Below are 26,065 nucleotides of genomic sequence, written 5' to 3' on the forward strand. Positions count from 1 at the left end.
GGTTCAGACGCCGGCCGTGGTGCGGATCCAGGACGAGGCCTGCGACAGCAGGGCGTAGTTCGAGCCGGCCTTGGTGTTCGCGCCGGGGTCGGCGCTGTCGCCGGTGGAGCAGACGGCGACGACCTTGCCGTTCACGAGCAGCGGGCCGCCCGAGTCACCGTGGTTCGAGGCGCCGGTCACGCCGGTGAGGTGCTGGGCACGACCGCCGAAGGCGTCGGTGCTCGCGCCGGTGAGCGAGACGGTGGCCTGGTAGAGGCCGTCGGACTGGGTCGCGTTGGCGCGCAGACCGTAGCCCTGGATGGTGCCGGTGCCGCTCGACTTGGCCGTCGCGGTGAGGTCGAGGGGTGCGTAGGTGGACAGCGAGTAGGCGGTCCGCAGGTGCACGAGCGCGATGTCACCCGCCGGCGAGGTGCTGACCCGGTCGACGGCGACGGCCGCGCCGCGGTTGACGGTGGAGTTGGAGTGGTACACGTTCATCGCGCCGATGCCGTCGATGCAGTGCCGGGCGGTGAGGATCCACGAGGCGTTGAGCTGTTCGCCGGTGCAGTTGCTGACGTAGCCTGCGGGGATGCTCCCGCCCGAGGCTTCGAGCTGCACCGCCCACGAGGTGGTGGGGGCCTTCTCGCCGCCGACGACCTTCGTGCTGACGGGCAGCGCGGACGCGGGCGAAGCGGCGAACACGCCGGCGGTGATGACGGCGACCGCGGCGAACGCGGCTGCGATGGACTTCTTCATGACGACTCCTCTGTCGGTGAAGCACCTGCCAGTTGCTCTGTGCAACTGATGCGTCATCCTGACCCCCTGTCCGGGGGTCGCACCAGTCCGCACTTCGACGGACGCGGCTGCCGGGAGGGTCATCGCGGGCTTGCTGGCCGTCGTCCGCTACGCGAACTGGCTGAGCCGTGCGCCATCGGTCTGGTCGTAGCGTCGAAGCATGACGACCAGTGACGCGATCAACCTGCCGGATCGGTTGGTGCCGGCTCTGGACACCGACCTCGAGGTGCTCGACGCCATGGACCGTGTGATCGCGGCGTGCGTGGAGGGGACCTCGGCGACGGAGGCGGGGGTCGTGCTCGCGGACCGGTCCGGTGCGTTGCAGGTCATCGCCTCGACGAGCGAGCGCAGCACCGAGGCCGAAGAAGCGCAGCTCGGGACGAACGAGGGCTCGTGTCTCGACTGCTACCGGAACGGCGAGACGATCGACGTGCCCGACGTGTCCACGCACGAGTCGGAGTGGCCGGCGTTCGCGGCGACGATGCGTGAACGCGGGCTGCACGGCACGTTCGCCGAGCCGATCCGTCTGCGGGACCGGACCATCGGCTCCCTGTGCGTCTTCGCCGACCACACCCGCGGGCACAGCGACCAGGACGTCGTGCTGCTCCAGCTGCTCGCCGACGCGGCTTCGGCTGCCCTGGTCCGACAGCGCGACCGCGGGGTGTCGACCACGATCGAGGAACAGGTCGAGGACGCGCTCGAGGCCCGGGTGCTCCTCGAACAGGCCAAGGGCGCACTCGCCTACCGCCGTGGCATCCGGATTGACGAGGCGTTCCAGATCCTGCGACGTGCTGCTGCCGGCGCGGGTCACGGGATCCGGGCCATGGCCGAGGACGTCGTGCACCGGGGTGCCGACCTCGGCAGCACCGGCTAGACCGGTTCCGTCCGGAGCACCAGGCCGTGGTGGTGCGTGGTGAGCGACACCGCGACCACCTCGCCGAACGCATCGCCGTCGAGCTGCACACGCTCCGGGGTGTCGACGGTCAGCCGCAGCGTCCGTGCCCGGGTGTACCGGAGCGCACGCGAGGTCGGCAGCACCCGGGCCAGGAGCCGCCCGAACCGGGTGCGCGCGAAGAACCGGTTGAGCGTCAGGGCGTACCCGACCTTGGTCCAGCCGAACCACCCGGCCGGCCGGAACGCCACGGCGTCGAGGATCCCGTCGTCCGGGCGGGCCGCGGGGAGCAGCAGGATGCCCGCGGTCAGGGTGCCGCAGTTCCCGACGATGATCGTGTGTGCGCTCATGCTGCGGAGCGGGCCGTCGTCGATCCCGTGGTGCACCGGGATCTGCCGGTTGCCGATCACGGACCGGGCGATGGGGTCCGAGTAGGCGACCCACCCCAACCGCTTCTTCACCCACGCGTTCGTGTCCGCCGCCATGCTCGCATCGAGCCCGATGCCGGTCATCACCAGGAACGCGTGCGACGTCGTGGTACCCGCCGGGTCGGTCAGGTCGGCCAGCCCGACGTCGATCGGGCGGTCCGTCCCGCTGAACCCCGCACGGACGGAGCGCACCAGGTCACCGAGGGGCAGCCCGAGGTTCCGTGCGAACAGGTTGCCGGTGCCGCTGGGGACGAGCGCCACCGGCGTCCCGGTGCCGCGGAGTTCCTCGGCGACGACCCGGAGCGTGCCGTCCCCGCCGGCGACGAGGACGACGCTCGGGTGGGCGTCGCGCGCGGCCCGTGCAGCCGCCCGTCCGTCGTCGTCGGCACTCGTGACGAACCAGAGCGACTCGGCCCATCCGTGGGCGCGCTCCTCGGCGGCGAGCACCCCTCGGAGGCGCGTCTGGTCGGTCTTGGTCGGGTTCACGACCACCGCTGCTCGCAGCTGGTGGGCGTCGTTCGGGAGGTTCGGCACGGGGCGGGGCAGGGCGTGGCTCAGTGGATCCGGAGTTCGGTGATCATCGGGCAGACGAAGGGGTCGCGGGCGGCGAGGCCGACGCGGTTGAGGTACCGGACGACGATGCCGTAGGAACGCAGCAGCGTGGTCTCGGTGTAGGGCACGTCGAGGGTGTCGCAGTGGTCACGGACGAGCAGGCGGGCCTGCTTCAGCGCCGGACGCGGCATCGACGGGAACAGGTGGTGCTCGACCTGGTAGTTCAGCCCGCCCATCAGGAACGACACCCACCAGCCGCCGCGGATGTTGCGCGAGGTGCGCACCTGGCGGGAGAAGAAGTCGACCTTGGCGTCGTGGGCGATGGTCGGCATGCCCTTGTGGTTCGGGGCGAACGAGGCGCCCATCATCACGCCGAACACGGCCAGCTGCACGCCGAGGAACGCGCACGCCATCCCGAACGGCAGGAACCAGAACACGACCGTCAGGTAGATCGCGAACCGCGCCACGAGCAGGGTGCCCTCGAGGACCCGTCCCCGGGTGTCGCTGCGGCCGCCGGTGCCCCGGAGCACCGACATGACGGCGGCTCGGTGCAGGTTGATCCCCTCGAGCGTCAGCAACGGGAAGAACAACCAGCCCTGGTACTGCACGAACACCCGGAGCGGCCCGTTCTTGACGGCGGCGGCGTCCTCGGGCAGGAACCGGATCGCGTCCGGGGCGATGTCCGGGTCCTTGCCGACCGTGTTCGGGTTGCCGTGGTGGCGCGTGTGCTTGTTCATCCACCACGAGTAGCTCAGGCCCACCAGGAACGTGCCGAGCCAGCGGCCCGCGCGGTCGTTCCACTTCTGGGACTCGAACACCTGACGGTGGGCGGCTTCGTGCGACAGGAACGCGAACTGTGTGAACAGCACACCCAGCGCACCGGCCACGATGAGCTGGAACCACGAGTCACCGAGGAACGCGAACACGACCCAGCACGCGGCCGTCGCCACGACGAGCGCGGAGAACAGCGCCCAGTAGAACCCCCGACGTCGCTCGAGCAGCCCGGCTTCCTTCACCTGCGCCAACAGCGCGGAGTAGGACGAGGTGCCGCCGGTCCGGGGTCCGACCGGAGAGCCGGTCTTCCGGTAGCCGCCGGCGAGGGGTTTCGAGCTGGTCTCCCGCTGCGGGCTGGTACCGGCGTGCTGCGTCGTCATGGATTCCCTGGTCGTCATCGGAATGGCGGAACGTTCCGGCGGCCGGGGTCTGGGGCAGCTGCTCCAACGCTAGAGCCGCCGCGCTCCCGGGTGCAAGCCACAGGTCCGCGTGTCCGCTGCTCGGTTACGGTTGTCCCGCCTGCTCGACGGAAGGACCGCTCCACATGACCGAGGTACGCGAAGCACGACTGGTCGAGACGTTCGTGACCCTCACCGACAGCCTGGTGGCGGACTACGACGTGGTCGACGTCCTGCAGACGCTGGTCGACCGGGCAGTGGAGTTGTTCGACGCCGCCGCGGGCGCGATCCACCTGCTCGACCAGCAGGACGAGCTGCGCGTCGTCGCGTCGACGAGCGAGCGCAGCAGTTTCATCGGTCTGCTCCAGCTCAACGCCGGTGAGGGGCCCTGCATCACCGCCGTGACCACCGGTCGGCTGGTGACCTCGGAGAACGCCGACGACCTGCGGCAGCACTGGCCCCGGTTCGCCGAGGCATCGAGGGCTCGCGGCTACGCGGGCGTCCATGCCATCCCGCTCCGGCTGCGGGACACCACCGTCGGGTCGCTGAACCTGTTCCGCGAGACGGAGGGAGCGCTGAACGGCGCCGATGCCCGAGCCGCGCAGGCCCTCGCCGACGTCGCGACCATCAGCCTGTTGCAGCAACGGACCCTCGAGCACGCGACGCTCACCGCGGAGCAGCTCCAGCGCGCGCTCGACAGCCGGGTCGCCATCGAACAGGCCAAGGGGTACCTCGCACGTGCGGCCGGGGTTGACGTCGAGGAGGCCTTCGGCATGATCCGTCGCTACGCCCGCACACACCAGCGCTCGCTGAGCCAGGTCGCCGCAGCCGTGGCACGAGACGACGTCCCGCTCGCCGACCTCATCGGGGCCGGAGCGTCCTGAGGGTTCCCTCGGGACGCCCCGGCAACGACCAGGTCGTCCTCGACGAGCCGGGAGGCCCGTGACACGTCGTCGAAGACACGACCGGTCGGCATGCCTCCAGGTATACGGGCACGTGGACCGACCGCAGGGCCGGCGACGGCACGCAGACGGCCCCGCGACCAGGGTCGCGGGGCCGTGAGGATGTGCGGGTTGATCAGATGCGGCCGACGGTGCGACGGCGACGACGCAGCAGGACCATGAGCGTCGCACCCGCGGCGAGCAGCGCGGCGGCGATGCTCAGCGGGACGGTCGGGTCCGAGCCGGTGAACGCGAGCTCACCGGTGGGCTGGCCGGTTCCGCCGCCGCCACCACCGCCGGCGCCTGCGGGGCCGCTCGGGGTGCCGGTGGGTGCCACTGCGGGTGCCGTCGGAGTGGGCGTCGCGGTGGGCACCGGGGCCGGGGCGCGGACGGTGATCGTGACGACGCTGGTGTCGTCCGGGCTGGTCCCGTTCGACGCGGTGATCGTCACGGTCGACGTGCCCGGGGTGGTCGGGGTGCCGGAGATGACGCCGGTGGTGCTGTCGATCGTCAGGCCCTCGGGCAGGCCCGTGGCGGTGAAGGTCGGGTTCGGGGTGCCGGTCGCGGTCACGGTGGACGAGTAGGGCACGTCCACGGTGCCGTCGGACGGGGTGCCCGAGGTGATGGTCGGCGACTCGGACGGGGTGCCCGGCGCGGGGCAGCCGTTCGATGCCGTGATCGTGTTCGTGTCGAGGGTCACTGCGCCGGTGCGGGCAAGCAGTCGGCCCTGCACGGTCGCGCCGGTGGTGGCGGTCACGGACTGCTGCGCCAGGACGGTGCCCTGGAACTGGGCGCCGGTGCCGACGGTCGCGGAGCTGCCGACCTGCCAGAACACGTTGCACGAGCTGGCACCGCCGGTGATCACGATCTGGCTGGCGGACCCGATCGTCAGGGTCGACGCGGCCTGGAACACCCACACGGAGTTCGCGCTGCCGGCCAGGGTCAGCGCACCGTTGTTCGCCAGGGCGAGGGCGCCGCCGGAGTACACGCCGGGTGAGAGCGAGAGGCCGTTCAGCTCGGTCAGACCCGTCTGCGTCGGGGAGAGCGAGGCGGCGACGTTGTACGCGGTGGTGGTGTCGCGCTGGGCCTGTGCGGCTGCGGCGTCGGTCTGGTGCGTGGTGCCGTTGACGACGCCGTTCGGTGCGCCACCGAAGCCGGTGATGGACGTCCCCGGCGACAACCCGAGGTCGCCGTTGATCACGGAGGGGCCGGTGTTCGTGACCGCGCTCGCGCCGAGGACGCCGTAGGTCGAGGCGGTGCCGAGGTTGACGGGGCCGTCGATGACTGTGGCGGCCGATGCCCCACCACCGGTGCCGAGGGTGATCAGCGCGACGGCGGCGGCCGACACGACCAGGAGGGAACTTCGTCGGAGATGGCGAGCCTGCATGGTCCGGCCTCTTCCTGCAAGGAGAGGCGGGGTGACGTCGGCGACGAGCGCGCATTCTCGGTGGCTCGAAGTATGCGCTTCTCCAGAGCAATTACCTAGTAATGTCTGAACATTCGCTCAAAGCCTGGCAATTGACCTGGCCGTCTAGGCGATCCCGGCCAGTGGGCGCATGCTCACCACAGGTTGACCGGTCGCTCTCACCAGCGGCCGGGTAGGGAGTTCGGGTCTCCCGTCAGCCGGTGCGGCGCCGGTCCCGGGTAGGACAGGGCGCCCACCCCCGGCCGCACGGCGAAGGGCCCCGCGATCGGGATCGCGGGGCCCTTGCTCGTGCCTGGTGCTACTTGATGACGACCGTGATGGTCGGGCTGGTGCTCGTGGCGATCTCGGAGGTGCCGAGGAAGACGGCGTGCAGCTTGTGCGTGCCCTTCTTCAGCTTGAGCGCCGAGGTGTTCGTGCCGTGCGACACCTTGACGTCGGCGAGGCGCTTCGAGCCCTCGTAGATCCGCACGGTGCCGTCGACCCGGAAGCCGGTGGCGCCGACCTGCACGCTCGCCTTCCCGCCGCTGTACTGCAGGACGGCACGGGACGGGGCCTTCGAAACGGTCACCGTCGTCGCCTTGGCCGTCGTCGAGTCCGTGCCCGAGTAGGTCGTGTCGGCGTTCACGAACGAGGCCGTCACCGAGTGCTTGCCGATGGCGAGAGCGCTCGGCAGCGTGATGCTGGCCGTGCCGTTCTTCACCGGAGCGGTCCCGAGCACCGTCTTGCCGTCACGGAAGGTCACGGTGCCCTGCTGGGCACCGACCCCGCCGCCGATGGTCGCGGTGACCGTGGCGGGCGTCTTGGTGCGGTACGTCTGCGTCGCAGCCGACACCGAGAGCGTGGTGGTCGTCTTCGGCAGCGTGGCGTGCAGGTTGAACTTGTCGACCGTCGAACCGATCGCAGCCGGGTCGGCCGTCGCCGTCGGCTGGAGCGTCACGCCGCAGCTGTCGACCTTGCCGTGCTGCACCGCCGAGTTGAGCGTCGTGCAGTCGCTGGCACGGATGTTCTCGACGGCGAGCTTGTCGTCGGTGACCGAGACCTTCACGAAGGTGCGGACGTGCTCCTGGTTCTCGACCGAGTTGGCGAAGTGACGCTGACCCGTCGGGTCGAGCGGGTCCGAGCCGTAGCCGCCCTGGGTGGCGTCCGGGGTGGTGAGGTCGTAGTACTTCGAGCCCGAGGCCGAGTTCGCCGTCATGTAGATGACGCCGCCGGGGCCGGAGAAGACGTCGGGAGCAGCGGGCTGCTCGTTGACGTTGGCCTTCTTGCCGTTCTTGATCGCGTAGCTGCGCGAGTAGGAGTGGTCGTGGCCCTGCAGGACGAGGTCGACGCCCATGTCCGAGAACGAGCGCGTGAAGTCGAACCGGCGCTGCTGGTTGTCCTTGTCGTTCGCGTGATCGGCGGGCGAGTAGATCGAGTGGTGGTAGACCAGCGTGGTCCACTTCGCGTCGTCGCCGTGACGGGTGATGACGTCGCGCACGTAGTTCACGTGGGCAGCGTCCGAACCGGCCGCGTAGGCGTTCGAGTTGATGTCGATGAACAGGACGCCCTTGTACATGTACCAGTAGTCGCCACCCGAGTTCGCGGTCGTGTTGCCGCCCGGGTAGAAGTCCGGCACCTTCAGGGAGTTCGGCACCTGGTTGTGCTGCTCGTAGGCCTTGCCGCCCACGTCGTGGTTGCCGATGGTCGACGCCCACGGGTAGCGCTTCAGCACGTCGCTGCTGTCGGCGAACGCACCCCACTCGTACTCGTTGTTGGCGTGCTCGACCTGGTCGCCACCGGAGACCAGGAGCTCGGCGTCCGGCTCGGTCGACGTGGCGTACTTGAGCGTGTCCGCCCAGCCGGCGCCGTCGTCGTCGGTGAAGCCCGACGATCCGATCTGCGGGTCGCCGAAGAACAGGAAGTCGAAGTCGCCGGAGAAGCTCTTCGTGGTGAAGGTGTACGACGCGGACCAGGCCGAACCGTCCGCCGCACCGACGTGGTACGTGTACGAGGTGTTCGGCTCGAGGGCCGAGATGGTCGCGTGGGCGTTGATGTAGCCCGACTCGGCGGCGATGCCGGGGATGCTCTTGGTGTTCGAGTCGGTCGCGCTCGTGTCGGCCGCGGTGTTCGCGGCCTCCGAGGCGGCGATCGTCTGCTTGGCGTCGGTGAAGACCCCGTCCGTCATGGACGCGGTCTTCTGGATCTCGAGCGACTGCGCGACGTTCGTGGGGAAGTACCACGAGGCGATGCGCTGGCTCTCGGTCGCGCCGACGCCGAGCAGGACGTGGATCGGGCCACCGGTCGAGATGTTGGTGGTGGGGGTGTTCGTCGCAGCGGTGGCGGCGTTCGTCCCGACCATCGAGGCACCGGCGATGAGCGCCGCCCCGAGGACGGCTCCGCAGACGCGGAGGGTGGTGGTTCTGCGCCGGGTAGGGGCGCCGGACAGGAGACTCATGTGGGTCCGTTTCTCAGACGTGGGATGGTGCAGCACGGAAGACTCTGCATGCACTGCAAAACGTCTTGGTAAACGCTGAGTGACAGTTCGTCGCCGTTCAGGAACGAGCTCGACCTGTCAGCGGGTCCACGGCGAGCGTCAGCCCGCAGCCAGCCGTTCGACGAACCAGATCATCCCCATCACGAACACGCCGGCGGTCACGGCACCCGTCACCCAGAGCGACACCCGGTGCGCCTTCCGCCGCAGCAGTGCGAGCGGCGGGAACACGATGACGATGATCGCGAGCTGCACGGCCTCGATCCCGACGTTGAAGATGAGGAGCGAGACGAGCAGCTGCCACGAGAACGCCTCGTGGATGCCCAGCGCCCCGGCGAACCCGAGCCCGTGGATGAGCCCGAACGCGAAGACGACGGCCAGGCGGGTCCACCCGGCGCGGTCGAGCGAAAAGTGTCCGTGCTCGCCGACCACCAGCTCGTCGGCCCGAGATCGACGACGCCAGAGCCGCCACAGGTACCAGCCGGCGACCGCGGCGATCGACAGGGCGATGAGCGGCTCCACGACGATCGCGGGCGGGCTGACCACTCCGAGGGCGGCGAGGATGAACGTGATCGAGTGGGCGATCGTGAACGCGGACGCCGTGTAGACGACCTCGCGCAGTCGACGCGACCCGGCGATGAGCGCCACGAGGAACAGGATGTGGTCGATCCCGGTCAGCAGGTGCTCGGCGCCGAGACGGAAGAACTCCCAGAAGCGCTCCCCCGCCGACTGCTCGGTCGAGAACGTGCGCTGCGAGGCGTCGAGGGTGGCCGAACCCGTCCGGTCGTCGACGTCGTAGGTGACGATCGTCTTGGTGTCGCGCACGAAGGTCTCGTCGTCCGGGAACAGCTCGGACGACACCACGTGCCCGGACTGCGTCTCGGACGGTTCGGGGCACGTGAAGTCCGCGGTCACGTGGGCGTACGGCACCTCGTCCTGCAGGTCGACCGTGACGGCGTCGTCGAGCGTGCCCGTGCAGGCCTGCCCGCCGGCTCCGGTCACCGTGAAGCGGTCGAACACGTACTTCCCGATCGCGTCGGTGTGCGCCTCGGCAGCCGTCACCATCCCGGGGAAGTCCCCGTCGTCCCAGGCCTTCTGCCCCTGCTCGTGCAGCGCGTCGTCGTGCTCGCTCGTGGCCACCGAGACGAGCATCAGGTCGTACTCGAGCCCGAGCTTCGCCTGCACGACCGTCGGCTTCGTGGACGTGACGTCGGCGTGGACCACCGAGCTGAACCCGTGCGCCGATGCCGGTGCCGCGCCCGCGAGCACACCGATCACGACCACCCCGAGCAGCACGAGCGCGGCGACGACCCGTGCGACGAGCGCGGACGCGGGAGACGAGTGGGCAGGGCGGGCGCGCAGGAGCGCGGCGGTGGTTCCGGAGGGCACGCGCAGACGATCCGGCCCGCAGGCGACCGGCAGGTGAACAGCCGGTGACCAGCAACGGGACGGGTGTTGGACAGGTCCCCCGCCCGGCCCGGGGCGGCCGGCGGGCGTGCTTGCATGGTTCCGTGACCCGCCTCGCCACCCGGACGACCGTCCTGTTGACCGCCGTCGCCCTCGCGGGTGCCGGCGCCGTCCTGCTGGCCGGCTGCTCCGGGGCGTCAGACGGCACCACCGGCGGCACCGGCCCGACGGCGACCGCGTCGGCGCACGCCTCGGCAGGGGTCCTGGGCGCCGGGTTCTCGGACCCCGACCAGCCGCCGGCTCCCGAGGCCACCATCCACCCGGAGCCCGGTTCGTGGTCCGGTGTGCACGCCCCCGCCGGCTACGACGTCGTGCTGCTCTCCGACGCCGGTGACGCCGCCGACGCCCCGACCCGGACCCTGCTCGACGCCGTCGAGTCGTGGGCCGCGGACGAGGACGTCACCGTCACCCCCGTCTCGGCGAAGGACGCCGACGACCGCATCGCCGCGGTCCTGCGCGCCGTCGACGCCGAGCCCGACCTGGTCATCACCGTCGGCAACCACATGGTCGACCCGCTCGCGGCCGTCTCGCCGACCGCGCTCCACCAGCAGTTCCTGGTCGTCGGTGCCGAGATCGCCGAGCCGACGTCGAACGTCACGGCGGCGGACTGGACGGGCGGCGGGTTCCGCGGCGAAGGCCTCGGCCCGTCGAGCCACTACGACCCCGGGACCTTCACCGAGGACCGCGCGGCCCGTGGTCTGCGCGCCGGGCTCGCCGCCGTGCTCCACGACCTGCGCGGCATCGTCGTCTGGGTGCCCTGACCGGGCGCTCCCCCGCTACGCGGTCTCCGGCTCCAGCACGCGCGCTCGCACCTGCGCCGCCGCACCGAGTGCGACGGCGTCGGACCCGAGCGTCGACTGTGCGAGCCGGATCGTCGCCCCGCTGACCGGCGGTTCCGCGGCGATCGCCGCCGTGATGGCCGGTTCGAGCAGGTCCCAGGACCGTGCGATCCCCCCGCCGATCAGGACGGTCGTGACGTCGAGGATCCCCGCGGTCAGCAGTGCGGCACGGGCCAGGCCCCACCCAGCGGTGGCGAAGACGGCCGCCGCGTCGGCATCCCCGCCGCGTGCGGCGACGGCGACGTCCCGTGCCGAGAGCATCCGGCCGGAGCGCTCGGCGTAGCGGTCGGCGATGCCGCGTGCGCCGGCGATGGTCTCCAGGTGCCCGGTCTGCCCGCAGGTGCACCGGGCATCGCCGAAGCCGGGGACGTGGCCGATCTCACCCGCGGCACCGCGCGGGCCGGCGAAGAGCCGTCCGTCGAGCACGAGCGCGCCGCCGACCCCGGTGCCGAGGGTCATCCCGAGCACGTCGGACTCTCCCACGACCGCGCCGGTGGCGATCTCGCCGAGCAGGAACGCGTTCACGTCGTTGTCGAGGGTCGCGGGGACGCCGAGGGCGTCCGTCACCGCCCGGGTCACGCCGTACCCCGCCCAGCCGGTGAACGAGTTGCCGGTGACCAGGACGGTCCCCGTGGTCCGGTCGACGACGCCGGCCGCGCCCACCCCGACACCCGCCAAGGAGGCCCGGTGCGTCTCGAGCAGACCCGTCACGGCCCCGAGGGCGGCCGTCACGATCGCCGCCCCGCCCGCGTGGGCGGGCGTCGGCAGGTCGAGGCGGTCGATGACCTCGAGGTCGGGCGTGGTCAGGACGACCTTCGTGTTGGTGCCGCCGACGTCGACCCCGGCCAGGACCCGGGTCACGCGGTCACCGCCGCGAGCGAGGCGAGGCGCGCCGTCCGACGCTGCCGTTGCAGCACGGGGTCGGGCACCGGTACCGCGGCGAGCAACCGCCGGGTGTAGTCGGTGGTGGGGTGCAGGAGGGTCGTGCCGGTGGTGCCCTGCTCCTCGACGACGCCCGAGCGCATCACCACGACGCGCTCGGCGAAGTGCTGCACGACGGCCAGGTCGTGCGAGACGAACAGGCACGCGAACCCCAGGTCGTCCTGCAGCTCGCCGAGGACCTCGAGCACGGTCTCCTGCACGCTGACGTCGAGCGCCGAGGTCGGTTCGTCGGCGACGAGCAACCGCGGTTCGAGCACCAGCGCCCTGGCGAGCGAGACCCGCTGGCGCTGCCCGCCGGAGAGCTCGCGCGGGGCACGGGACGCCAGGGTCCGCGGCAGCCGGACGGCGTCGAGCACCTCGTCGATGCGGCGACGGCGGTCGGCCGAGGACATCCCGCGACGGTGCACGGCGAGGGGTTCCGCGATGCACTCGGCCACGGACATCCGGGCGTCGAGGGACGCCACCGGGTCCTGCAGCACGACGCCGATGCCGGAGCGGAGAGCACGACGGTCACGCCCCTTCGCGGTCCGCAGGTCCTGCCCGAACAGCGACACCGTGCCGGACGTCGGCTTGATGAGCCCGAGCGCGACCCGGGCCGCGGTCGACTTGCCGGAGCCGGACTCGCCGACCAGGCCGACGGTCTCACCGGCGTGCACCGCGATGTCGATGCCCGCGAGCGCGTGGACGGCGCGCGCCCCGCGCCCGAACGTCACCGAGACGTCCCGCAGGTCGACCACCGGGGCCGCACCGGGCCTCCCGGCCGTCTCGGTCTGTGTGTCGGCGACGGGAGCCGACGGACGATCGCCCGCCACGTCGAGCCGCGGCACCGCGGCGAGCAGCCGCTTGGTGTACTCGTGCTCGGGGCGGAGCAGGACGTCCTCGACCCCGCCGGTCTCGACGATCTCGCCCTGGAGCATCACCGCGACCCGGTCGGCGAAGTCCGCGACGACACCCATGTTGTGCGTGACGAGCAGCACACCGGTGCCGGTCTCGACGGCGAGCGCACGGAGGAGCTCGAGGATCTCGGCCTGCACCGTCACGTCGAGGGCCGTGGTCGGCTCGTCCGCGATGAGGAGCTTCGGCGCGTTCGCGATCGCCATCGCGATGACCACGCGCTGGCGCTGCCCACCCGACAGCTGGAACGGGAACGACCGGGTGCGCGACTCGGGGTCGGGGATGCCGACGCGACGGAGCAGGTCGACGGCCTCGGCCGCGGCGGCGGACGCGGAGACGTCCCGGTGGTTCCGGATCACCTCGGCGATCTGGGCACCGACGCGGGTGAGCGGGTCGAGGGCGGTCGCGGGCTCCTGGAAGACCATCGAGACGGTCGAGCCGCGCAGTGCCCGGAGCGCGGGTTCGCCGGCGCCGACGACCTCGTGGCCGGCGACGACGGCGCTGCCCGACGCTGTCGCGTTGCCGGAGAGCAGGCCCATCGCGGCGAGGGCGACGGTCGACTTGCCGGAGCCGGACTCGCCGACCAGGGCGAGGGTCTCGCCGGGAGCGACCGACAGGGACACCCCCCGAACGGCGTCGACGGTGCCGGATTCGGTGCTGAAGGAGACGCCGAGGTCGGTCGTCCGCAGGATCGGTTCGGTCGTCATCAGCGGCCCCGTACGTCGAAGGCGTCCCGCAGTCCGTCGCCCACCGCGTTGAACGCGCAGACGACCAGGATCACGGCCAGACCCGGCGGCACGATGAGCCACCAGCGTCCGGAGTAGGCGGCGGTGAGACCCGCCGAGAGCATGCCGCCCCAGTCCGTCGCGGGCGGCTGCACGCCGAGCCCGAGGTACGAGACGTAGGCGACCAGCAGGATCGCGTCGGCGACCTGGAACGTCGCCGCGACGACGATCGTCGACACCGAGTTCGGCAGCAGGTGCTTGCCGATCGCGCGGGCGTGCGAGCCGCCGATCGCGCGCAGTGTCAGGACGTAGTCGCGGTTCTTGAGCGTCAGGGTCTCGGCGCGGATCAGGCGGGACGGCACGAGCCACGACACCAGGCCGAGGATGACGATGAGGCCGCCGACCCCGGGGTTCGTGATCGCCGAGATGACGAGCAGGATGAACAGGGCCGGGATCGCGATGCCGGCGTCGACGACGCGCATCATCAGCGCGTCGACCCAGCCGCCGACGTACCCGGCGACGGAACCCCACAGCGTGCCGACGACGGTGGCCAGGACCCCGGCGGCGATGCCGACCATCAGGGAGACCTTGCCGCCGTACATCAGGCGGCCGAGGACGTCGTGGCCGACGGCGTCGGTGCCGAGCCAGTGCGCGGCGCTCGGGCCCTGGTTGGCCTGCTCGAGCAGCGTGTGGGTCTGGTCGGTCGGGTACACGAACGGGCCGACGAAGCAGAACAGCACGATGACGACGATCAGGGCGAGGCCGATCACGGCGAGGGTGTTGCCCCGGAACCGTCGGGCGGCGAGCCGGAACCCGGTGGCCGCGACGGTGACGGGGGCACCAGGGGCTTCGGGGGCCATCTGGACGGCGGTCATGCGCGGCTCGCCTTCACTCGGGGATCGATCAAGGACTGTGCGACGTCGGCGAGCAGGGTGCCGATGACGGTCGCGATGGAGATGACGAGCACGCAGCCGAGCAGCGTCGGGTAGTCGGAGGACTGTGCGGCGTTCCAGAACAGCAGCCCCATGCCGGGGTAGTTGAACAGCTGCTCGGTCACCAGGGCGCCGCCGAACAGCACCGGCAGGTAGTACCCGAGCATCGCGACGACCGGGGTCAGCGAGTTCCGGAACACGTGCCGTCGCAGGATCGTCGCGGTCGAGGCGCCGCCGGCACGGGCGGTGCGGACGTAGTCCTCCTGCAGGTTCTCGAGCGTCGAGGCGCGCATGTACCGACTGAACACCGCGATCATCGCGAGGGCTCCGGTCACCACGGGCAGCACGAGTCCGGCGGGGTCCTGGAACACCTCGGCGAGGGTGGTGCCGCTCGGGGCCTGGGACGGCAGCCACGGCAGCTGCTGGCTGAAGACGATGATCAGGACGAGGCCGAGGAAGAACGCCGGCGTCGAGTAGAAGACGAACGCCAGGGCGGTGGCCGCGTAGTCGACCGCACCGTTGCGGCGGGCCGCCTGGAGCATCCCGACCGGGATCGCGACGACGAGTCCGAGCACCGCGGAGATGCCGGTGAGCACGAGGGTCTTCGGCAGGCGCTCGGCGATGAGCTGCGAGACCGGCTCGTTGAGCGTGTACGAGGTACCGAGGTCGCCGGTCAGCAGACGACCGAGGAACCGCAGGTACTGCACGGGCAGCGGCTGGTCGAGGCCCTGCGCCTGGTTGAACTGGGCGATCTGCGTCGGGGTCGCGGAGACGCCGAGCACGCCGCGGGCGGGGCCACCGGGCAGCGCGTGCAGCAGGCAGAACACCACGACGGTGACGATGAGGATCACCGCGAGCGCCTGCAGGACGCGCCTGGTGAGGTAGAGAGCTGTGGTCATGCGGCTTCCGATGGTCGGATTGGAGACGTGCGAGGGACGGGAGGCGCGGTGCGCGTCGGACGCGCACCGCGCCTCCCATCCGTGGTCACGGTCTTACTTGGTCCACTTCCACTGGGCCGGGTGGAAGTTGGCGAGCGAGTCCTGGTCGAAGCCGGACAGGCCCTTCTTGACGACCGAGATCTGGTAGTCGGGGCTGGGCAGCCAGATCACCGGCAGGTCCTTCGCGACCGCTGCGCTGTAGTCCTGCACGGCGGTGGCGTCGGTCGAGGTGGTGGTCGCGTCGATCAGGGAGTCGACCTCCTTGTTGGAGTAGCTGCCGAAGTTCGCCGAACCGCCGGTCTGGAACAGCGACTCACCGGTCGGGTAGGCCGGGAAGTACCAGCTGCCCGCGGTGCCGAAGAACGACAGGTCCCAGTCGCAGCTGGCCTCGTCCGAGGTGCAGGTCGGGGTCTGCGACAGCACGCTCGACACCGGTGCGGTCTTGATGGTGAAGTCGATGCCGGTCTTCGCGAGCGAGGACTGGATCGCGCTCATCATGTTGTCGGTCACGGTCGAACCGGACTGCGACAGCACCTGCATCGAGAACTTCGTGCCCTGCTCGACGCCCTCGCCGCACTGGCTGGCGGACGTGCCCGGGTCGGTGCAGACCATCGTGCCGCCCTGCTCCTTCCAGCCGTGGCTGGTCAGCAGGTCCTTGGCCTTCGAGGTGCTGAACGGGTACGGGTTCGACTTCTGCACGTCGGAGACGTAGTCGGACTCCTGTGCCTGCGGGATCGGACCGTACGTCGAGGTGGCGGTGCCGTTGAAGACGACCTTCGACAGCGACTTCTGGTCGATCGACATCTGGACGGCCTGACGGGCGTACAGCTGCTTGAAGACGGCGCCCATCGTCGGGTTGTTGAAGTTGTACGGCATGTACGTGATGGCCCAGCCGGTCCACGGCTCGACCTCGTAGCCCTTCCCCGTGAAGGAGGACTTCTGGTCCATGTCGGTGGCGTTGATGTACCCGTAGTCGACCTCGCCCGAGCGGACGGCGTTCACCTCGGCGTCGGCCGTGGTGAAGGGCAGCAGGTTCACCGTCGTGATCGACGGCTTCTCACCACCGTCGTACTTCTTGTTCGCCGTCAGGGTGACCTTGCCGGCCGTGGTGAAGGTCTTGACGCCGTACGGGCCGGAGATGGTCTTCCACAGGTCGTCGGTGGCGTAGTCGGAGATCTTGCCGGCGGCGGTGTTGAGGTACTTCCACACCTGCTTCGCGCCGGCGGTGGTCTCGTCGGCGTCGGTCACCTTCGCGGTCGCGCTGGTCTTGTCCCAGGCGTGCTGGGGCAGCGGGATGATGTGGCTCAGCTGGTTGGCGAGCATCCAGTCCGAGTTGTAGGCCTTGTCGAACGTGATGGTGAAGTGTGTGTCGTCGACGGCCTTGAACGACGTCCAGTTGTCCGGCGCCTTGCCCTTGGAGTACGAGCCCCACTGGTCCTTGTTCGCCTTGATCAGGTTGAACCAGAACCCGACGTCGCGGCTCGTGATCGCCTCGCCGTCCGACCAGTGCCGGTCGCCGAGCGTCATGGTGACGCTCTTGCCGTCATCGGCGAACTTCGCATCGGTGGCGACGGAGCCGGCCTTGTTCCACGCGATCTTGCCGGTGGAGCCGTCGTACGCGACGAGCGGCTCGTACAGCGACTGGGCGATGGAGCCGTTGTTCGTGTTGAGGTGCGCGGCGGTGCCGATCGGCAGGATCCAGTTCGGCGTGAAGTTGGCGGGGAGCGCGTAGTCGATCTCGTCGGTCGATCCCTGCGAGGCGTTGCCGCCTCCGGAACAGCCGGCGAGCAGCGCGCTCACGGCGATCGCAGCTCCGGTGAGGAGCGCCCAGCGACGGGGCTTGGACATGCGGTGTCTCCTTGTGCGAGGGACTTCGGGGAGGTGGAGCACGGGTGCCGAGCGGCACGAGGACAGTCAAGGACCAAAGCGATTGGAAAAACAAACATCTCGATGTAAAAACTGCGTTACTGCGGAACGGACGAAAGGGTGGACCGCTCGATCCGCCCCGTAGGCTCGCGGCAGAACGGACCACCGGCCGGTGCTCCGCTCCCGTTCCGCCCGGATTGGAGAAAGTCGTGGCCGATCTCAGCGCCCGCGTCCTCGAGCTCGTCGCCTCGGGGCAGGCCGCCAGCCGGACCGAGATCGCGAAGGTGCTCGGAGCCGCTCCCTCGACCGTCTCGCACGTCGTCGGGCAGCTCCTGGAGCACGGGATCCTCGCCGAGGAAGGCACCGACGTCTCGACCGGCGGTCGCCCCCGCAAGGTGCTCCGCATCGGCGGCGTCGACGAGTACGCGGTCGCCGCGGACGTCGGCGGCGGGCACGCGCGCATCGGCGTGGTCCTGCCAGGAGGCGCGCTCGAGTCGGTCGCGAACGTCCCGTTCGCGCTCTCCGACGGTCCGACCGCCGGGCTCCAGCGCCTGGCCGCGCTGCTCGAGCGGCTCGCCGACGACCGTGGTCGCGAGGGGCTGCGGGGCGTCGGGCTCAGCCTGCCCGGGCCCGTCGACGTCGTCGCCGGCGTCGTGGACCTGCCGAGCCGGATGCCGGGGTGGAACGGGTTCCCCGTGGCCGCGTGGCTGAGCGACCGGTTCGGCCTGCCGGCGATCGTCGACAACGACGCGAACTGCATGGCGGCGGGTGAACAGACCGTGCAGGACCCGGCTCGACGCCAGACCATCACGATCAAGGCCGGGTCGGCGATCGGCGCGGGCATCGTCATCGACGGCCGGCTCTACCGCGGGTCGACCGGGGCCGCCGGGGACATCACCCACGTGCGGATCGACGCCGCCGGGGACACCCCGTGCTCGTGCGGCAACACCGGCTGCCTCGAGACGGTGGCTTCCGGTGCCGCCCTGGTCCGGATCCTGTCGAACGCCGGGGTCGACGTCGCCTCGACCGCCGACGTCGTCCGGCTCGCCTCGGACGCGCACCCCGAGGCCACCCGTGCCGTGCGGATGGCGGGCAGGTACCTGGGCGAGGTGCTCGCCGCCAACGTGAACTTCTTCAACCCGGACGCCGTGTACCTGGGCGGCATCCTGTCGACCCTCGACCCGTTCATCGCCGCCGTGCGGAGCCAGCTCTACGAGAGCTGCCACCCGTTGATGACCCAGCACCTGGCCATCGAGCCGGTGTCGCTCGGCGCCGATGCCGGGCTCGTCGGCGCCGGGCAGTTCGCGCTGCAGCGGGGCCTCGCCGCCTCGCTCGAGGAGCTCTCCGCGCCCATCCCCCAGTCCACCACCAGGAACAGGAGCGTCCGTGTCTGAGACCGGTCCCGTCACCCCAGCCGTCCCCGTCGCCGCAGCCAGCACCGCTGGCGCCGCTGACGTCCGTCGCCCGGTCATCGCCATCGCCGGGCTCGCCATCGAGACGTCGACGTTCACGCCGACCCGGACCAACGCGCCCGCGTTCCACCCGGACCGCGGGGACGAGGCCGTCGCCCGCTACCCGTTCCTGGCGACCATGGCGGACCGGGCGGACTTCCGCGGGGCGCTCATCGGGCACGCGCTGCCCGGCGGGATCGTCGACCGGGCGTCGTACGAAACCCTGGCCGACGAGATCGTGGAGCGGTTGCGTGCGCTGGGTCCGGTCGACGGGCTCTGGTACGACATCCACGGCGCGATGGTGGTCGAGGGGCTCGACGACGCCGAGACGGACCTGCTCGGCCGCATCCGCACGGTCGTCGGCCCCGACGTCATCGTGTCCGCCTCGATGGACCTGCACGGCAACGTCACGCGCGAGCTCGCCCACCGGGTCGACCTCGTCACCTGCTACCGGATGGCCCCGCACGAGGACACCCTCGAGACGAAGGAGCGTGCCGTCCGGAACCTCGTCGACGTGCTCACCGAACGACCCGTCGGTGCGCAGCGACCCGTGAAGGCCTGGATCCCGATCCCCGTCCTGCTGCCGGGCGAGCAGACCTCGACCCGTCTCGAGCCGGCGAAGTCCCTGTACGCGCAGGTCCCGGTCGTCGAGCAGACCGAGGGCGTGCTCGACGCCGCGATCTGGGTCGGGTACGCGTGGGCCGACCAGCCCCGCGACCAGGCCGTCACCGTCGTCACCGGGTGGGACGAGGCCGCCGTCGCCGCCGGTGCCGAGCGGCTCGCACGTGCGTTCTGGGACGTCCGCGAGGACTTCGTGTTCGTCGCCCCCACCGGCACGTTCGAGGAGTGCCTCGACGCCGCGCTCGCCCCGGGCGCCGCGAAGCCGTACTTCGTCTCGGACTCGGGTGACAACCCCACGGCCGGCGGCTCCGGCGACATGACCTGGGGCCTGACGCAGGTGCTCGCCCGCCCGGAGTTCCAGGACCCGTCCGGCCCGACCGTCATCTACGCGAGCGTGCCCGGACCGGCCGCCGTCGCCGCGGCGGTGGACGCCGGCGTCGGTGCGACGATCACCGTGACCGCCGGTGCCGAGGTCGACCACGTGCACGCGGGCCCGATCACGATGACCGGCCGGGTGCACGCGATCAAGCACGGTGACCGCGACGCCGAGACCGAGGTCGTGCTGCAGGTCGGCAGCGTCTTCGCGATCCTGACGAAGCTGCGGAAGCCGTACCACCACGAGCACGACTTCACCGATCTCGACCTGGCGCCGCGGCAGGCGGACGTCGTCATCGTGAAGATCGGGTACCTCGAACCGGAGCTGTTCGACATGTCCGCCGACTGGATGCTCGCCCTCACCCCGGGCGGTGTCGACCAGGACCTGCTGCGCCTCGGGCACCACAGGATCGAGCGCCCGATGTTCCCCTACGATCGAGTGTTCCCGACGGCACCGGACCTCCGCGCCCGCATCGTCCCCGCCTCCAACGAACCGCTCGGAGCCCCTGCATGAGCACCACCGCCGCACTCGAGATCGCCGTCACCTCACCGGCGGGTGCGATCACCGCGCGGGACGGCGGCGCCGACCGCGTCGAACTCTGCGTCGGGCTCGAGCTCGGCGGGCTCACCCCGTCGCAGGCCCTGGTCGAGACGACCCACGAGACCGGGATCCCGGCGCACGCGCTGGTCCGCTGCCGTCCGGGCGGGTTCGTGCACTCCCCCGACGAGGTCGAGCTCATGGTGCGCGAGGTCCGCACGATCCTGCGCTCCGGGGCCGCCGGCGTCGTGGTCGGTGCCCTGCGCCCCGACCGCACCCTGGACGAGGACGCCCTCCGCCGCTTCGTGGACGCCGCCCGCTCGGTCAGCGCCACCGCCGAGGTCACCCTGCACCGCGCGATCGACCACGCGACCGACCCCGTCGCCGCTGCCGGGTCGCTCGCGGCGCTCGGGTTCACCCGCGTCCTGACCTCGGGTGCCGCCCCCACCGCGGTCGCCGGCGCCGAGACGATCGCACGAATGGTCGAGGCCGCCGGGCCCGTGCAGGTGATGGCCGGCGCCGGGGTCACCCCCGCCGACGTCCGCGCCCTGCTCGCCACCGGCGCCGCAGCCGTGCACCTGTCGGCCAAGCGTCCCGCCGCGGACAGCACGCACGCCGGGGTGCCGATGGGCGCCGGGGACGACGGCTCCGCGCACTTCGTCACCGACGCCGAGGTCGTCGCGGCCGCGCGGCGCGCGCTCGACGCCTGACCCGCTCACCGTCACACGGGAATGGCGGCCGTCGGAACCCGCTTGACGCCCCCATGACATCGTCAGCAGCGCGCCGCGGATGGCTCAGCGTCACGTCCGTCGCACTCGGGTCGTTCGTGCTCGTCCTGTCCGAGTTCCTGCCCATCGGACTGCTCCCCGCCATCGCCGACGACCTGGACGTCGGCATCGGCACCGCCGGCCTGATGGTCGTCGCCACCGGACTGGTCGGAGCCGTCGCGGCACCGGTCGTCACCGTCCTGACCTCGCGACTCGACCGCCGGGTGGTGCTCGTGTCCCTGACCGTGCTGCTCGTGGTCGCCGACGGCCTCGCCGCGATCGCGCCGTCGTTCTGGGTGCTGCTCATCGCACGGATGCTGCTCGGTGTCGGCATCGGGGGCTTCTGGGCCATCGGTGCCGGGATCGCCGGGCGACTCGTCCGGCCCGAGCTGACGATCCGCGCGACCTCGCTCATCACGGCCGGCGTCTCCGTCGCGACCGTCGTGAGCCTGCCGCTCGGCGCCCTGGTGTCGTCGCTCGCCAGCTGGCGCCTCGGCTTCGTGATCGGTGGGGCGCTCGGCGTCGTCGCGCTCGTCCTGCAGCTGGCGATGCTGCCGAGGATCCCCGCGCAGCAGCGGGTGCGGTTCGCCACGCTCGGGTCGCTGCTCCGCGTGCCCCGTGCCCGGGTCGGGCTCATCGCCGCGGCCTTCGTCTTCGCTGCCCAGTTCGCCGCGTACACCTACATCGCGCCGTACCTGCAGCAGCTCGTCGGCGTCGGCCCGGACACCGTGACGATCGCGCTGCTGGTGTTCGGCGTCGCGGGCATCGTCGGCAACTTCGCCGCCGGCTTCACGCTCGACCGCAGTGTCCTCGGCACCATCGGGGCGTCGAAGTTCGTGCTCGCGGCGGCCGTCGTGCTGCTGCCACTGCTCGCCCACTCCGTCGTGGGGGTCTTCGTGCTGCTCGTCGTGTGGGGCCTGGTGTGGGGTGCGCTGCCGCTCGGGATGCAGACGTGGATGTCGACGGCGTCGCCGGCCGGGTCCGAGACCGGGCTCGCGCTGTTCGTCACGACGATCCAGCTCGCGATCGCCGCCGGTTCGGTGCTCGGCGGTGCCGCGGTGTCGTCGTTCGGTCTGGCTGCTGACTTCTGGCTGGCCGGTGGGGTCGCGATCGTCGGTGCCGTCGTGCTCGTCGCGATGGGGCTGCGGAAGTCGAGTGCCGTGCCGGTGGTCGAGCCGGTCGCGGCCGAGCCGACGCCGACCGGCCCGGTGGCCGTCGCCTGCCCCTGACGCCGGTCGGGATCGGTCGGGATCGGTCGCAAGACACCGGTGTTCGCGCACTGAACACGCGCAGACCGCGGTTCAACGCGTGAACACCGGTGTTTTGCGGAATCGGTCAGGTCAGGGTGACGATGCGGTCGGCCGCGGCGATCGCGGTGGGGTCGTGGGCCGCGTGCACGACCACGACCCCTGCCGCGGCCTCGTCGGCGAACGCCGCCACCACGAGCGCCGCCGACTCGGCGTCGACCCCCGCGGTCGGTTCGTCGACCAGCAGCACCCCGGCACGCTGCGCCAGCCCGAGCGCGACGAGCGTCCGCTGACGCTGCCCGCCCGACAGCTCCTCGACGGGCCGGTCGGCGAGGTCGGTGATCGCCATCCGCTCGAGCTGCGCATCGACGATCGCCCGGTCGGCGCGTCCGAGCGGCCGCCACCACGCGCGGTGCCGCCACCGCCCCATCGTGACGGCCGCGCGGACGGTGAGCGGGAGCGTGGTCGGCGGCACGGACTGGGTCACGTAGGCGACGCCGTCGGACGGGAGGCCCGTCACCCGCCCGGCGGTCGGCCGTACGACGTCCGCGACCACGTCGAGCAGCGTCGACTTGCCGGATCCGTTCGGTCCGGTGAGCGCGGTGACGACCCCGGCGGGGAACGTCACGTCGAGCGCGTCGAGGACGGTCCGGTCGCCGAGGACGGCCGTCACGCGGTCCAGGTGGACGACGGATCGGGGATCAGTCGGCTCGGTCGGCATGGTCGCAGGCACCTGAGTACGCTATCAGTATCGATACTCGTTTTCATGTAGCGTCTCGGACCGTGACCTGGCTGACCGATCCGTTCTCCGTCGACTTCATGGTGCGCGCCCTGGTCGGCGGCTCCCTGGCGGCGATCCTCTGCGCCGTGGTCGGCACGTGGGTGCTGGTCCGGGGCATGGCGTTCCTGGGCGAGGCGCTCTCGCACGGCATGCTGCCCGGCGTCGCGATCGCCACCCTGACCGGGATCCCGCCGGTGCTCGGCGCCGCGGTGAGTGCGGGCGTGATGGTGCTCGGCGTCGGGGCGCTGCGACGTCGCGCGCGACTGTCGTACGACACCTCGATCGGCCTGCTGTTCGTCGGGATGCTCGCGCTCGGCGTGATCATCGTCTCGTCCTCGCGGTCGTTCGCCACCGACGTCACCGCGATCCTGTTCGGCGACGTCCTCGCCGTCACCCGCGCCGACGTCGGCGGCCTCGCGATCGCCGCAGCCGTGGCCCTGGCCGTCGCCGTGGCGTTCCACCGGCCCTTCACCGCGCTGGCGTTCGACACCCGCAAGGCCACGACGCTCGGACTGCACCCACGCCTGGCCGAGGTCGTGCTCATCGGGCTCGTCACACTGGCGGTCGTCGCCTCGTACCGGGCCGTCGGCACCCTGCTCGTCGTGGGCCTGCTGCTCGCGCCGGCCGCCGCCGCCCGCGCCTGGACCCGGCACGTGGCCTCGACGATGCTCCTCGGCGCCGGGATCGGTGCCGCCGCCGTGCTCGTCGGGCTGCTCGTCTCCTGGCACGCCGGCACCGCCGCCGGCGCGAGCATCGCCGCGGTCGCCGTCGGCAGCGTGGTGGTCTCGCGCGCCCTGGCCGTCGTCGTCCTGCGGCGCACCCCGATCCCCACACCGGCGCGCGCGGCCGCGCCGGCAGCACCACGATCCGCCGCACCGTCTCGAGAGGGAGCATGAAGCACTCGACCACCAGCCGCGCCCCCGCGCGCCTCCTGTCCACCATCGGCCTCGCCACCGGCCTGGCCCTCACCGTCACCGCCTGTTCCACGGGCACGCCGTCGGCCGACAGCTCGACCGGCACCGCCCGCCCCCACGGCTACGTTGCGGGCGCGAGCGAGTCCCAGGAACCCCGGGTGCGCCTCCTGGCCGTGTCGGCGACCGGCGCGACCGCGCTGCACGACCTGCTCACCGAGGAGACCACCGAACTCGAGGACGTGGACGCACCGGAGCACTCGGCGACCGACGGCCGGTTCCTCGTGACGAGCGATGCCGACCGCACCACGATCGTCGACGGCGGGTCCTGGACGGTCGACCACGGCGACCACACGCACTACTACGCCGCCGAGCCCCGGGTCGTCGGCACGATCGACGGCGGCGGCCGGGTCGCGGTGCACTCGTCCGAGACCATGACGACGATCACCTGGCCGGACCGGGCCGAGGCCGTCGTGCTCGACCGTGAGGCACTGGGCCAGGGCGAGGTCGACGAGACCGCCCGGATCGACGCGAGCGTCCTGCTGCCGATGGGCGAGCAGCTCGTGGCGGCCGACGGCGACACGGTCCGCGTGCTCGACCCGGACGGCGAGGCGACCGACGCCGCCGACACCGCTGAGCAAGCGTGCACCGACCCCGCCGGCGGGATCGTCACCCGCGCCGGTGCCGTCGTGGGCTGCGCCGACGGAGCGGTCGTGGTGGACGACGCCGGCGAGCCCTCGTTCGTCGACCTGCCCGACGGCGCCGAGCGTCCGACGGCCTTCGCCGCACGTGCTGGCCGGCCCACCGTCGCCGGCCTGGCGGGCACCACCGGGTTCTGGTTGCTCGACGTGCGTCAGGGCTCCTGGCGGCTCGTGCCGACCGATCGGCCCCTGCGGGCCGTGGTCGCGGTGGACGACGAGGACGAGCACGTGGTCGGGGTCGACGACTCCGGGTGGGTGGTCGTCGTGACCGCCTCGACGGGGAAGGTGGCCACGACCGAGCCGCTGATCGACGCCCGAGCCGGCGACACCGGCACCGACCCCGCACCGCTGCTGCAGCTCGACGCCCAGCGCGCCTACCTGGCCGACCCCACGGACGGCACCGTGCACGAGATCGACTTCGCCGACGGCGCCCGGGTCGCCCGCACGATCGAGCTCCCCGTCGCCCCCGTCGCCTTCGCCGAGGTCGGACTGTGACGGGCACCAGGGCCCTGACCGCGGGCCTCGTCGCCACGATCGTCGCCCTCGTCGCCACCGGGTGCACCACCACAGGCTCCGACCGGGCCCTCGTCGCGGTGACCACGAACATCCTCGGCGACGTCGTCAGCGAAGTCGTCGGGGACCAGGCCGACGTCATGGTCCTCATGCCCCCGGGCGCCGACCCCCACTCGTTCGAGGTCTCCGCGCAGGAAGCCGCCCGACTGCGGAGCGCCGACCTGGTGGTCGAGAACGGGCTCGGGCTCGAAGAAGGGGTCGCCCGTCACGTCGCGGCGGCGGCCGAGGACGGCGTGCCGGTCTCCACCGCCGGGGACGCGTTCGACCCGCTGGAGTGGACCACCGAGGACGACAGCGGCCCCGACCCGCACTTCTGGACCGACCCCGCCCGGATGGTCGACGTGGTCGAGGCCCTCGACCAGGACCTGCGCGACGCCGGCATCGAGCCGACCGGCACCGACGCCTACCTGGACGAGCTCCGCGACCTGGACGACACGATGACGACGGCGTTCCGGACCGTGCCCGAGGAACGCCGGGCGCTCGTCACGAACCACCACGTGTTCGGGTACCTAGCGGACCACTACGGGTTCCGGGTCGTCGGGGCGGTGATCCCGAGCGGGACCACCCTGGCCTCCCCGAGTGCCGCCGACCTGCGCGACCTGGCCGACGCGATCGACGAAGCGGGGGTCCGGACGATCTTCGCCGACGCCTCGCAGCCCGCGCGACTGGCCGAGGTGCTGGCCGAAGAGGTCGACCTGCACGTCGAGATCCGCCCGCTGGCGACGGAGTCCCTCACCGAGGACGGCGACGCCTCCACCTACCTCGGCATGATGCGCTCGAACACCGAGGCCATCGTCGACGGCCTGTCGACTGGTAATTGAGAATGAGAATCAATACAGTGA

The 26,065-nt window shown here is 71.5% G+C and carries 22 protein-coding genes; 10 read left to right on the forward strand and 12 right to left on the reverse strand.

Going from position 1 to position 26,065, the window contains the following annotated elements:
* Positions 1 to 3: 3 nt before the first annotated feature.
* Positions 4 to 735: a S1 family peptidase gene (locus BR70_RS0118225; RefSeq protein ID WP_027467208.1), complete on the reverse strand. Its 732-nt coding sequence runs from the start codon at positions 733 to 735 to the stop codon at positions 4 to 6.
* A gap of 199 nt (positions 736 to 934) precedes the next feature.
* On the opposite strand from BR70_RS0118225, the gene BR70_RS21825 reads away from it, so the two are divergent.
* Positions 935 to 1,648, forward strand: coding sequence for a GAF and ANTAR domain-containing protein (locus BR70_RS21825; RefSeq protein WP_051597124.1), 714 nt, complete (start codon positions 935 to 937; stop codon positions 1,646 to 1,648).
* Here BR70_RS21825 and BR70_RS0118235 read toward each other — a convergent pair.
* Both BR70_RS0118235 and BR70_RS0118240 read right to left on the reverse strand, forming a co-directional pair.
* On the reverse strand, positions 1,645 to 2,580 hold the full coding sequence (locus BR70_RS0118235) for a diacylglycerol/lipid kinase family protein (RefSeq protein ID WP_035809726.1): 936 nt from the start codon (positions 2,578 to 2,580) through the stop codon (positions 1,645 to 1,647). The genes BR70_RS21825 and BR70_RS0118235 overlap by 4 nt on opposite strands.
* A gap of 68 nt (positions 2,581 to 2,648) precedes the next feature.
* Entirely contained in the window at positions 2,649 to 3,800 is a 1,152-nt protein-coding gene (locus tag BR70_RS0118240; RefSeq protein ID WP_027467210.1) for a fatty acid desaturase family protein, read from the reverse strand.
* 164 nt (positions 3,801 to 3,964) lie between these two features.
* On the opposite strand from BR70_RS0118240, the gene BR70_RS0118245 reads away from it, so the two are divergent.
* Positions 3,965 to 4,702: a GAF and ANTAR domain-containing protein gene (locus BR70_RS0118245; RefSeq protein WP_027467211.1), complete on the forward strand. Its 738-nt coding sequence runs from the start codon at positions 3,965 to 3,967 to the stop codon at positions 4,700 to 4,702.
* A 193-nt stretch (positions 4,703 to 4,895) separates the two neighbouring features.
* Here BR70_RS0118245 and BR70_RS0118250 read toward each other — a convergent pair whose 3' ends face one another.
* The 3 genes from BR70_RS0118250 to BR70_RS0118260 all read right to left on the reverse strand — a co-directional run bounded on the left by BR70_RS0118250 (position 4,896) and on the right by BR70_RS0118260 (position 10,044).
* Positions 4,896 to 6,146, reverse strand: coding sequence for an ice-binding family protein (locus BR70_RS0118250; RefSeq protein ID WP_081827473.1), 1,251 nt, complete (start codon positions 6,144 to 6,146; stop codon positions 4,896 to 4,898).
* A 337-nt stretch (positions 6,147 to 6,483) separates the two neighbouring features.
* Positions 6,484 to 8,619 carry an Ig-like domain repeat protein gene (locus BR70_RS21830; RefSeq protein WP_081827474.1) on the reverse strand — a complete coding sequence of 712 codons (2,136 nt, stop codon included), beginning with the start codon at positions 8,617 to 8,619 and terminating at the stop codon, positions 6,484 to 6,486.
* 138 nt (positions 8,620 to 8,757) lie between these two features.
* Positions 8,758 to 10,044 carry a HupE/UreJ family protein gene (locus BR70_RS0118260; RefSeq protein WP_155896956.1) on the reverse strand — a complete coding sequence of 429 codons (1,287 nt, stop codon included), beginning with the start codon at positions 10,042 to 10,044 and terminating at the stop codon, positions 8,758 to 8,760.
* A 122-nt stretch (positions 10,045 to 10,166) separates the two neighbouring features.
* On the opposite strand from BR70_RS0118260, the gene BR70_RS0118265 reads away from it, so the two are divergent.
* Positions 10,167 to 10,883: a type 1 periplasmic-binding domain-containing protein gene (locus BR70_RS0118265; RefSeq protein WP_081827475.1), complete on the forward strand. Its 717-nt coding sequence runs from the start codon at positions 10,167 to 10,169 to the stop codon at positions 10,881 to 10,883.
* A gap of 15 nt (positions 10,884 to 10,898) precedes the next feature.
* Here the strand turns inward: BR70_RS0118265 and BR70_RS0118270 are convergent, their stop codons facing one another.
* The 5 genes from BR70_RS0118270 to BR70_RS0118290 all read right to left on the reverse strand — a co-directional run bounded on the left by BR70_RS0118270 (position 10,899) and on the right by BR70_RS0118290 (position 17,240).
* Complete coding sequence (locus tag BR70_RS0118270) at positions 10,899 to 11,822, reverse strand: ROK family protein (RefSeq protein ID WP_027467215.1); 924 nt, start codon at positions 11,820 to 11,822, stop codon at positions 10,899 to 10,901.
* Positions 11,819 to 13,504: a dipeptide ABC transporter ATP-binding protein gene (locus BR70_RS0118275; protein WP_027467216.1), complete on the reverse strand. Its 1,686-nt coding sequence runs from the start codon at positions 13,502 to 13,504 to the stop codon at positions 11,819 to 11,821. Before BR70_RS0118275 ends, BR70_RS0118270 begins: the two co-directional genes overlap by 4 nt.
* A complete protein-coding gene (locus tag BR70_RS0118280; RefSeq protein WP_027467217.1) occupies positions 13,504 to 14,397 on the reverse strand; it encodes an ABC transporter permease in 894 nt (297 codons plus the stop codon). Before BR70_RS0118280 ends, BR70_RS0118275 begins: the two co-directional genes overlap by 1 nt.
* Complete coding sequence (locus BR70_RS0118285) at positions 14,394 to 15,353, reverse strand: ABC transporter permease (protein WP_027467218.1); 960 nt, start codon at positions 15,351 to 15,353, stop codon at positions 14,394 to 14,396. The genes BR70_RS0118280 and BR70_RS0118285 overlap by 4 nt, the downstream gene beginning before the upstream one ends.
* 93 nt (positions 15,354 to 15,446) lie before the next feature.
* Entirely contained in the window at positions 15,447 to 17,240 is a 1,794-nt protein-coding gene (locus tag BR70_RS0118290; protein WP_027467219.1) for a peptide ABC transporter substrate-binding protein, read from the reverse strand.
* 227 nt (positions 17,241 to 17,467) lie between these two features.
* Here BR70_RS0118290 and BR70_RS0118295 point away from each other — a divergent pair, with 227 nt between their 5' ends.
* The 4 genes from BR70_RS0118295 to BR70_RS21835 are packed head-to-tail and all read left to right on the forward strand — an operon-like array spanning position 17,468 to position 22,239.
* Positions 17,468 to 18,652 (forward strand): ROK family protein, encoded by a 1,185-nt coding sequence (locus tag BR70_RS0118295; protein ID WP_027467220.1) that lies wholly within the window; start codon positions 17,468 to 17,470, stop codon positions 18,650 to 18,652.
* The gene (locus tag BR70_RS0118300) at positions 18,645 to 20,219 is read left to right on the forward strand and encodes a M81 family metallopeptidase (protein ID WP_155896957.1); all 1,575 of its coding nucleotides are present in this window, start codon (positions 18,645 to 18,647) and stop codon (positions 20,217 to 20,219) included. Before BR70_RS0118295 ends, BR70_RS0118300 begins: the two co-directional genes overlap by 8 nt.
* Complete coding sequence (locus BR70_RS0118305) at positions 20,216 to 20,953, forward strand: copper homeostasis protein CutC (RefSeq protein WP_027467222.1); 738 nt, start codon at positions 20,216 to 20,218, stop codon at positions 20,951 to 20,953. Before BR70_RS0118300 ends, BR70_RS0118305 begins: the two co-directional genes overlap by 4 nt.
* Positions 20,954 to 21,006: 53 nt before the next feature.
* Positions 21,007 to 22,239 carry an MFS transporter gene (locus BR70_RS21835; RefSeq protein ID WP_035809662.1) on the forward strand — a complete coding sequence of 411 codons (1,233 nt, stop codon included), beginning with the start codon at positions 21,007 to 21,009 and terminating at the stop codon, positions 22,237 to 22,239.
* A gap of 106 nt (positions 22,240 to 22,345) precedes the next feature.
* Here the strand turns inward: BR70_RS21835 and BR70_RS0118315 are convergent, their stop codons facing one another.
* A complete protein-coding gene (locus BR70_RS0118315) occupies positions 22,346 to 22,990 on the reverse strand; it encodes an ATP-binding cassette domain-containing protein (protein WP_231495738.1) in 645 nt (214 codons plus the stop codon).
* Between the two features lie 50 nt (positions 22,991 to 23,040).
* Between BR70_RS0118315 and aztB the strand changes: the two genes are divergently transcribed.
* From aztB to BR70_RS0118330, 3 genes are read left to right on the forward strand one after another with little or no spacing between them, the layout of a single operon-like run.
* A complete protein-coding gene (aztB, locus tag BR70_RS21840) occupies positions 23,041 to 23,934 on the forward strand; it encodes a zinc ABC transporter permease AztB (RefSeq protein ID WP_035809664.1) in 894 nt (297 codons plus the stop codon).
* On the forward strand, positions 23,931 to 25,145 hold the full coding sequence (locus BR70_RS0118325) for a YncE family protein (protein WP_027467224.1): 1,215 nt from the start codon (positions 23,931 to 23,933) through the stop codon (positions 25,143 to 25,145). The genes aztB and BR70_RS0118325 overlap by 4 nt, the downstream gene beginning before the upstream one ends.
* Entirely contained in the window at positions 25,142 to 26,044 is a 903-nt protein-coding gene (locus BR70_RS0118330) for a metal ABC transporter solute-binding protein, Zn/Mn family (protein WP_442854656.1), read from the forward strand. The genes BR70_RS0118325 and BR70_RS0118330 overlap by 4 nt, the downstream gene beginning before the upstream one ends.
* Positions 26,045 to 26,065: the final 21 nt, after the last annotated feature.

Source organism: Curtobacterium sp. UNCCL17, from assembly GCF_000686685.1.
Lineage (GTDB): Bacteria > Actinomycetota > Actinomycetes > Actinomycetales > Microbacteriaceae > Curtobacterium > Curtobacterium flaccumfaciens.

Excerpts from the sequence above, each read along its gene's own strand:
- BR70_RS21830 (WP_081827474.1), bottom strand. The coding sequence starts at position 8,619 with ATGAGTCTCCTGTCCGGCGCCCCTACCCGGCGCAGAACCACCACCCTC.
- BR70_RS0118285 (WP_027467218.1), bottom strand. The coding sequence starts at position 15,353 with ATGACCACAGCTCTCTACCTCACCAGGCGCGTCCTGCAGGCGCTCGCG.
- BR70_RS0118250 (WP_081827473.1), bottom strand. The coding sequence starts at position 6,146 with ATGCAGGCTCGCCATCTCCGACGAAGTTCCCTCCTGGTCGTGTCGGCC.
- BR70_RS21835 (WP_035809662.1), top strand. The coding sequence starts at position 21,007 with ATGACATCGTCAGCAGCGCGCCGCGGATGGCTCAGCGTCACGTCCGTC.
- BR70_RS0118290 (WP_027467219.1), bottom strand. The coding sequence starts at position 17,240 with ATGTCCAAGCCCCGTCGCTGGGCGCTCCTCACCGGAGCTGCGATCGCC.
- BR70_RS0118275 (WP_027467216.1), bottom strand. The coding sequence starts at position 13,504 with ATGACGACCGAACCGATCCTGCGGACGACCGACCTCGGCGTCTCCTTC.
- BR70_RS0118245 (WP_027467211.1), top strand. The coding sequence starts at position 3,965 with ATGACCGAGGTACGCGAAGCACGACTGGTCGAGACGTTCGTGACCCTC.
- BR70_RS0118225 (WP_027467208.1), bottom strand. The coding sequence starts at position 735 with ATGAAGAAGTCCATCGCAGCCGCGTTCGCCGCGGTCGCCGTCATCACC.
- BR70_RS0118325 (WP_027467224.1), top strand. The coding sequence starts at position 23,931 with ATGAAGCACTCGACCACCAGCCGCGCCCCCGCGCGCCTCCTGTCCACC.
- BR70_RS0118280 (WP_027467217.1), bottom strand. The coding sequence starts at position 14,397 with ATGACCGCCGTCCAGATGGCCCCCGAAGCCCCTGGTGCCCCCGTCACC.
- BR70_RS21825 (WP_051597124.1), top strand. The coding sequence starts at position 935 with ATGACGACCAGTGACGCGATCAACCTGCCGGATCGGTTGGTGCCGGCT.
- BR70_RS0118240 (WP_027467210.1), bottom strand. The coding sequence starts at position 3,800 with ATGACGACGCAGCACGCCGGTACCAGCCCGCAGCGGGAGACCAGCTCG.
- BR70_RS0118305 (WP_027467222.1), top strand. The coding sequence starts at position 20,216 with ATGAGCACCACCGCCGCACTCGAGATCGCCGTCACCTCACCGGCGGGT.